This window comes from uncultured Tepidimonas sp. (assembly GCF_938045175.1).
Classification (GTDB): domain Bacteria; phylum Pseudomonadota; class Gammaproteobacteria; order Burkholderiales; family Burkholderiaceae_C; genus Tepidimonas.
The window spans coordinates 1-7,623 of the sequence record NZ_CALIND010000129.1 but is presented as its reverse complement, the minus strand read 5'-3'; the positions used below and the strand labels follow the sequence as shown (position 1 = coordinate 7,623).

The window sequence follows — 7,623 nt, the reverse complement described above, 5'->3', positions numbered from 1 at the left end:
GATGTCGCGGCTGCGAAAATCCGCCACGACGGCGATGCCGGTCGCTTCGGCCAGTCGGGCCGGGGCTAGCAGTTGCAGGGTATAGGGGGCTTCGTCCTCGCCCAGCCCGGGATGTCCAGGCGGCAGGTGGCGAACGGTTTGCCCGTGCGCACCGATGGCCGCCACCTGCGTCGGCGCCATGTCGGCCGCGGTCAACAGCCGCTCGGCGACGTCGGCATAGACCGTGGTGAGTTGGGCCGCGGCCTGGGCCGCGCGGTGTAGCTCGTCAGGCCCCGGGTGTTGCAGGGCCAGCAGCGCGGCGCGCAAAGCGTCGGTCAGGGGCACACTGGCGTCGGCGACGACGCGTCCCGTGCCACTGTCGCCTTCCGGGCCGAAATCCACCAAGACACCATCGACGCCGTCCAGCGAAGTGCCGGACATCAGCCCGATGCAGTGCATGGCCCGTTGCGCGATCGGGGGGTTATTCCGCGCTGGCCTGCACCACCGTGGCCGCCGCCGTGAGCTGTTCGCGCATGGTCGCAGCGACGCGCTCGAACGCGGACCGCCAGCGTGCCTCCAGGGGTTCGCCGCCACTGTTGTCACGCGCGATCGTCAACGGGTCGCGGTGCGCGCCAGCGACGATGTATTCGAAGTGCAGGTGCGGCCCGGTGGCGGTGCCGGTGGCGCCCACGGCGCCGATGGTCTGCCCCTGTTCCACGCGTTGGCCCTTGCGCACCTCGATGCGGCTCAGGTGCGCGTAGATCGTTTTGCGGTCCTGCTTGTGCTGCAGGATGACGACATTGCCGTAGCCGCGCTGCCAGCCCGCGAATTCGACCACCGCATCGGCCACGCTGCGCACCGGTGTGCCCGTGGGCGCGGCGTAGTCCACGCCCAAGTGTGCACGCCGATCGCCATAGACGGGGTGAAAGCGCATGCCGTAGCCGCTGCTGACGCGCGAAAACGCCAGCGGCGAGGCAAGGAAGGCGCGCTGCAGGCTCTCGCCCTGGAAGTTGTAGTAGCCCCCCTTGGCACCACCCGGCGGCTGGAACCACACGAGTTGGTGGCGCCGACCCGCGTTGACAAACTCGGCGCCCAGCAGGCGGCCGTAGCGCAGCACCTCGCCGTCGGCGGACAGCGCTTCGTAGACGACGTGGAAGGTGTCGCCCGCGCGCAGGTCGCGCCGGAAATCGATCTCGCCGCCGAACAGATCGGCCAGCTGCGAGGCGACGCTGTCGGGCAGGCGGGCCGCGTCGGTGGCGGCAAACAGCGAGGTGCGGATGGTACCGCTGGCCAGGTGGACGGAGGCGACGAGCGGTGCGGACTCCAGGCGTGCGCGCCACACGCCGCCGTCGCGCTGTACCGTCAGGCGCTGGAAGGTGGGACTGTCGTCGCGCGGCAGCCAGCGCGCGGTCAGGCGCAGCAGCCGCCCATCATCGTCGACCTCGGCGCTGACCAACTTGCCGGGCCGTCCGCGCCACAGCGGGGCCGCGTCAGGGTGGCGGCGCAAAAACTCCGCGGCTTGGGCGTCGCTGACGCCCAGCCGCTGCAGCAACGTGGCCAGCGTGTCGTCGCGGCGCGTGGTGTCGGTGCGGTAGAGGATGAAAGGGGCGGTCGGGGTCTCGGTGTCTGCGGGGGTGAAGGCGACGGGCACCGCCTCGACGAGCTCGCGCTGTGGCAGCCGGTCGAGGGCGGCGTCCAGCGGGTCGGTACCGAAGGCGGTGATGCCCGTGCCCAAGAGCAGAACACCCAGGGCTGCCACGACACGCCGCGGATGCCGCTGCAGCCGGCGCTGCCAGAGTTGCAGCCGTTCTTGCAATCGTTCGATCATGCCGTATCCAGTGAGGGGGTGGGCCGCGCGAGACGACACTCACCCGGACCTCGAGCCTGCTTGGCAGGCCCGCAGGGCGCGCATGGAGGATTGGATCCGCCGTCTACAATCGGGACCGCGGCTGGCGCTCGAGGCTACCGAGCTGCGCCGAATCGCAATCTGCGGCGGGCGAATGGGCGGAGTATACCGGCTCTTCCACCGCCGTCATCTGTGTAAACCCGAATGAATATTTCCACAGTATCCACCGACGCGGCGACCGAAGAGGCCTTGCAGGGCGCCTCGGATGCGGTGCGCGCGGCGCTGGCCATCACCCTGCGTGGCTGCGACGAGCTGCTACCGGTGGTCGATTGGGTGCGCAAGCTGCGTCGCAGCGAAGCGACGGGACAGCCGCTGCGCATCAAACTGGGGCTGGACCCCACGGCCCCCGACATCCACCTGGGGCACACGGTGGTGCTCAACAAGCTGCGCCAGTTGCAGGACTTGGGGCATCAGGTCATTTTCCTCATCGGGGATTTCACCTCGCTCATCGGTGATCCGTCCGGGCGCAACAGCACGCGCCCGCCGCTGACGCCCGAGCAGATCCAGGCCAACGCCGACACCTACTACCGCCAGGCCAGCCTGGTGCTGGATCCCGCGCGCACCGAGATCCGCTACAACAGCGAGTGGAGCGACGCGCTGGGCGCGCGCGGCATGATCCAGCTCGCCGCCAAATACACGGTGGCGCGCATGATGGAGCGTGACGACTTCACCAAGCGCTTCAAGGCCGGCACGCCGATTTCGATTCACGAGTTTCTCTACCCCCTGATGCAGGGCTACGACTCGGTGGCGCTGCGCGCCGACCTGGAGCTGGGCGGCACCGACCAGAAGTTCAACCTGCTCATGGGCCGGCACCTGCAGCAAGAGTATGGGCAGGAGCCGCAGTGCATCCTGACCATGCCGCTGCTGGAGGGCTTGGACGGCGTGGACAAAATGTCCAAGTCCAAGGGCAACTACATCGGCATCACCGAGGACGCCAACACCATGTTCGCCAAGGTGATGTCGATCAGCGATGAGCTGATGTGGCGCTGGTATACGCTGCTGTCGCGGCGCTCGCTGGCCGAGATCGAGCAGCTGCAGCGCGAGGTGGCGCAAGGCCGCAACCCGAAAGAGGTCAAGGTATTGCTGGCCAAGGAGATCACCGCGCGCTTTCACAGCCCCGCCGCGGCCGAGGCGGCGCAGCAGGATTTCGAGTTGCGCGCCAGGGGCGGGGTGCCGCAGGAGATTCCCGAGGTCGCGCTCAGCGGCGCGCCGATGGGCATTGGGGTGCTGCTGAAGTCGGCGGGGCTCGCGCCCTCGACGAGCGAGGCCAACCGCCTCATCGACGGCGGCGGCGTGCGCGTGGACGGCAGTGTGATCAGTGACAAGGGGCTCAAGCTGTCGGCGGGCACCTACGTGGTGCAGGTGGGCAAGCGCAAGTTTGCCCGCGTGACGCTGGCCTGAAAACGGCCCGGCAGCGATGGCACGCATGTGGCAGCGGCTGACCCCGAAGCGCTTGCTGGCCGTCTCGGTCGCGGTGGCGCTGGCCACGATCGCGCTCAAGACCCTGGCGTGGTGGCTGACCGGCTCGGTGGGTCTGCTGTCCGACGCCATGGAGTCGGGCGTCAATCTGGCGGCAGCGCTGTTTGGCCTGTGGATGGTGACGGTCGCGGCGCGCCCGGCCGACGACGATCACCCTTACGGCCACCACAAGGCAGAGTATTTTTCTTCCGGCTTCGAGGGCATCCTCATCATCGTGGCGGCGCTGGGTATCGTCTGGGCGGCGCTCGATCGCCTGTGGTCGCCGCAGCCGTTGCAGCGGCTCGATTGGGGGTTGGTGCTGTCGGTGTTCAGTGCCGCGCTCAACGGGGCGCTGGCGTGGGTGATGCTGCGCGCCAGCCGCGTGCACCGGTCGTTGGCGCTGGAGGCCGATGCGCGCCACCTGTTTACCGACGTGTGGACCTCGGCCGGCGTGGTGGTGGGCTTGGGGCTGGTGGTGGCCACCGGCTGGTGGTGGCTCGATCCCCTGATTGCCATCGCGGTGGCGATCAACATCGCCCGCGAGGGCGTGCATCTTCTGTGGCGTTCCAGCCAGGGGTTGATGGATGAAGCGGTCGAGCCCGAGGTGCGCGCCGCCATCGATGCGGTGTTGGCCGACTTTGCGCACACCCGCGGCGGCGCCGAGATCATCCGCTTCGATCATGTGCACACGCGCAAGGCCGGCCAGCGCCGCTACGTCGATCTGCACATGCACATGCCCGCGCATTGGACGCTGGGGCGCGCCGCGGCCTTGCGCGCCAGCGTCGAGCAGGCGCTCATGAGCGCAGTACCCGGGTTGCGCGCCACCATCCAATTGCTGCCCACGGACGTGGAGGCGCACTTCGACGACACGCACGACCTCAAATGATCGGGCCCAGCGTCAGCGGTCACGCGCGGCGTAGGGGTTGGCAAAGCCCAGCCGGGTCAAGATGGCGATTTCACGCGCCTCCATCGCCTCAGCGTCGGCGTCACTGGTCTCGTGATCCCAGCCCTGGGCGTGCAGTGTGCCGTGCACCAGCAAGTGGGCGTAGTGGGCCTGTAGCGACTTGCCCTGCTCGGCGGCCTCGCGGGCCACCACCGGCGCGCACAACACCAGATCGGCCTGCACCACGGGTTCGGTGGCGTAGTCGAAGGTCAGCACATTGGTCGCGTAGTCTTTGTGCCGGTAGTCGCGGTTGAGCGCGCGGCCTTCCTCGGCATCGACGATGCGCACGGCGATCTCGGCATCGCGCTCGAGCGCGTGGCGGATCCAGCGCGCGACCGCATGGCGCGGTAGCGCGGCGCGGTGCGCGGCTGCGTCGTCGAAACGGGCAAACTGCAACGACAGGGTGAGCGTGGGCAGGGGCATGGCAGGTCAAGCCGCCGCGGGTGGGCGGGCTTCGTAGGCATCGACGATGCGCGCCACCAGCGGATGGCGCACCACGTCGGCGCTGGTCAGGCGCGCAAACGCGATGCCTTGCACGCGCCGCAGCACGCGCTCGGCGTCGATCAAGCCCGAGAGTTGCGAGCGCGGCAGGTCGATCTGGCTGACGTCGCCCGTGATCACGGCCTTCGATCCAAAGCCGATGCGCGTCAAAAACATCTTCATTTGCTCAGGCGTGGTGTTTTGCGCCTCGTCCAGGATGACGAAGGCGTGGTTGAGCGTGCGCCCGCGCATGAACGCCAGCGGCGCGATCTCGATCTGCTGGCGCTCGAAGGCTTTTTGCACCGCCTCGAAGCCCATCAGGTCGTACAGCGCGTCGAACAGCGGTCGCAAGTAGGGGTCGACTTTTTGCGCCAGGTCGCCGGGCAAAAAGCCCAGCCGCTCGCCGGCTTCCACCGCCGGGCGCGTCAGCACCAGGCGTTGCACCGCGCTGCGCTGCAGCGCATCCACCGCGCAGGCCACGGCCAGGTACGTCTTGCCGGTGCCCGCCGGCCCGATGCCAAACGTGATGTCGTGGCTCGCGATGGCGGCCAAGTAATGCGCCTGGTTGGCGGTTCGGCCACGAATCTCGCCCCGGCGCGTTTGCAGCACCGGGCCGGGGGTGCCGGGCGCGTCCGGTGGCCCATCACCGGCAAGCATGAGTTGCACCGTCTCGGCCGCGATCGGCTCGCGCGCCAGCTCGTACAGGGCTTGCAGCACCTCCATTGCCTGGGTGGCGGCGGCCTTGGGGCCCTCGACGCGAAAGTGTTCGAAGCGGTGCGCGATGCGCACCTGCAGGGCGGCCTCGACCGTGCGCAGGTGCTGGTCCAGCGGCCCGCACAGGTGGGCCAGCCGCGTGTTGTCGGCGGGGGAGAATGCGTGGCGCAGGATCAAGCCGATAATCCCAGGGTGTTGAACGAGAGGCCCCAATGATAGGCAAACTCACCGGCACCCTGCTGGACAAACACCCGCCGCAGATCGTGGTCGACTGCCACGGCGTGGGCTACGAGGTCGAAGTGCCCATGAGCACGTTCTACGGCCTGCCCGCCACCGGCGAGCGCGTGGCGCTGCTGACGCACCTGGTGGTGCGCGAGGACGCGCACCTGTTGTACGGCTTTGCCAGCGCGGCCGAGCGCGACGCGTTTCGCGCGCTGATCAAGATCAGCGGCGTGGGTCCGCGCATTGCGCTGGCGCTGCTGTCAGGCCTGAGCGTGGCGGAACTCGCGCAGGCGGTGGCCGCGCAGGAGGCGGGTCGCTTGGTCAAGATCCCGGGCATCGGCAAAAAGACCGCCGAGCGGCTGCTGCTGGAGCTCAAGGGCAAGCTCGCTCCCGATTTGGCACCGCCCACGGCGGCCCCGGTGAGCGACGCGCACGCCGATATCCAGCAGGCGCTGCTGGCGCTGGGCTACCACGAGCGCGAGGCGGCGGCGGCGCTGCAGGCGCTGCCTGCCGATGTGGGGGTGAGCGAGGGTATCAAGCTGGCGCTCAAGGCGCTGGCCAAGTGAGGAAGCCGCCGTGACGATCGAGACCGACGATTTTGCGCCCAGCCCGCGGTCGCGGCTGGTGTCGGCCGCGCCGGAGTCAGGCCGCGAGGAGGCCCTGGAGCGCGCGTTGCGCCCTAAGGGCTTGGACGAGTACGTGGGCCAGACCAAGGTGCGCGAGCAGCTCGAAATCTTCATCGGCGCGGCCAAGAAGCGCGGCGAAGCGCTGGACCACGTGCTGCTGTTCGGCCCGCCCGGGCTGGGCAAGACGACGCTGTCGCACATCATCGCGTACGAGATGGGCGTCAATCTGCGCCAGACGAGTGGCCCCGTGCTGGAAAAGCCCAAGGACTTGGCGGCTCTGCTGACGGCCTTGGAGCCCAACGATGTGTTGTTCATCGACGAAATCCATCGGCTGAGTCCCGTGGTCGAGGAGATTCTGTATCCGGCGCTGGAGGACTACCAGATCGACATCATGATCGGCGAGGGGCCGGCGGCGCGCTCGATCAAGCTGGATCTGCAGCCTTTTACGCTGGTGGGGGCCACCACGCGCGCGGGCATGTTGACCAACCCGCTGCGCGATCGCTTCGGCATCGTGGCGCGGCTGGAGTTTTATTCGGCCGAGGAACTCACGCGCATCGTGACGCGCTCGGCGGGGCTGCTGGGTGCGCCGATCGAGCCCGAGGGTGCCTTCGAGATCGCGCGCCGCTCGCGCGGCACGCCGCGCATCGCCAACCGGTTGCTGCGGCGGGTGCGCGACTACGCCCAGGTCAAGGGCAGCGGCACCATCACGCAGGAGATGGCCAACCGTGCGTTGGCCATGCTGGACGTGGACCCGCTGGGCTTCGACCTGATGGACCGCAAGCTGCTGGAGGCAGTGATCCACAAGTTCGACGGCGGCCCAGTCGGGCTGGACAACATCGCCGCCAGCATCGGCGAGGAGCCGGGCACGATCGAGGACGTGATCGAGCCCTATCTGATCCAGCAAGGCTACTTGCAGCGCACGCCGCGTGGCCGCTGCGCCACCTTGGCCGCGTATCGCCATCTGGGGCTGCAGCCGCCGGCGGCCGCGGGCGGGCTGTTCGCCGACGCGGGGTAGGGTGATGCGGCGGTCGGCGTCATGCCGACGCGGACTCGTCGCGCGGGCCGGCTTCGTCGGCCTCTTCCAGGTGGCGCGTATCGCCCCACGACAACAGCGCAAAGCCACTGTCCGCGGTCCACAGCACGCGGTGGATGGCGGCGTTGCCCATGGCCCAGGCACGCGGCGCCTGCAGGTCGACGCGTGCGGCGGCCCGGTACAAGATGTCGAGCACCCCGCCGTGGGCCACGACCACGATCTGACCGCCGAGGTGGCGCGCCGCCAGCTCGGCAAACGTCGT

At 68.9% G+C, this 7,623-nt stretch carries 9 protein-coding genes; 4 read left to right on the top strand and 5 right to left on the bottom strand.

Annotated features, from left to right (window positions below; translation table 11 throughout):
* Nucleotides 1–438: anhydro-N-acetylmuramic acid kinase (locus tag Q0716_RS06885; RefSeq protein ID WP_299021269.1), on the bottom strand; the 438-nt coding region annotated here is incomplete at its 3' end.
* A gap of 22 nt (nt 439–460) precedes the next feature.
* A complete protein-coding gene (locus Q0716_RS06880; protein ID WP_299021268.1) occupies nt 461–1,807 on the bottom strand; it encodes a M23 family metallopeptidase in 1,347 nt (448 codons plus the stop codon).
* Between the two features lie 222 nt (nt 1,808–2,029).
* Between Q0716_RS06880 and tyrS the strand changes: the two genes are divergently transcribed.
* A complete protein-coding gene (gene tyrS, locus Q0716_RS06875; RefSeq protein ID WP_299021266.1) occupies nt 2,030–3,286 on the top strand; it encodes a tyrosine--tRNA ligase in 1,257 nt (418 codons plus the stop codon).
* A 16-nt stretch (nt 3,287–3,302) separates the two neighbouring features.
* A complete protein-coding gene (locus Q0716_RS06870) occupies nt 3,303–4,229 on the top strand; it encodes a cation diffusion facilitator family transporter (RefSeq protein ID WP_299021265.1) in 927 nt (308 codons plus the stop codon).
* A gap of 12 nt (nt 4,230–4,241) precedes the next feature.
* Here the strand turns inward: Q0716_RS06870 and ybeY are convergent, their stop codons facing one another.
* Together ybeY and Q0716_RS06860 are read right to left on the bottom strand one after the other, a co-directional pair.
* On the bottom strand, nt 4,242–4,709 hold the full coding sequence (gene ybeY / locus Q0716_RS06865; RefSeq protein WP_299021264.1) for an rRNA maturation RNase YbeY: 468 nt from the start codon (nt 4,707–4,709) through the stop codon (nt 4,242–4,244).
* 6 nt (nt 4,710–4,715) lie between these two features.
* On the bottom strand, nt 4,716–5,657 hold the full coding sequence (locus Q0716_RS06860; protein WP_299021262.1) for a PhoH family protein: 942 nt from the start codon (nt 5,655–5,657) through the stop codon (nt 4,716–4,718).
* Nucleotides 5,658–5,692: 35 nt separating this feature from the next.
* On the opposite strand from Q0716_RS06860, the gene ruvA reads away from it, so the two are divergent.
* Nucleotides 5,693–6,268, top strand: a complete 576-nt coding sequence (gene ruvA, locus Q0716_RS06855; RefSeq protein WP_299021260.1) for a Holliday junction branch migration protein RuvA — start codon at nt 5,693–5,695, stop codon at nt 6,266–6,268.
* A 10-nt stretch (nt 6,269–6,278) separates the two neighbouring features.
* A complete protein-coding gene (ruvB, locus tag Q0716_RS06850; RefSeq protein ID WP_299021257.1) occupies nt 6,279–7,343 on the top strand; it encodes a Holliday junction branch migration DNA helicase RuvB in 1,065 nt (354 codons plus the stop codon).
* Between the two features lie 19 nt (nt 7,344–7,362).
* Here the strand turns inward: ruvB and Q0716_RS06845 are convergent.
* Nucleotides 7,363–7,623 (bottom strand): histidine phosphatase family protein (locus Q0716_RS06845; protein WP_299021255.1); only part of this gene is annotated, 261 nt, incomplete at its 5' end.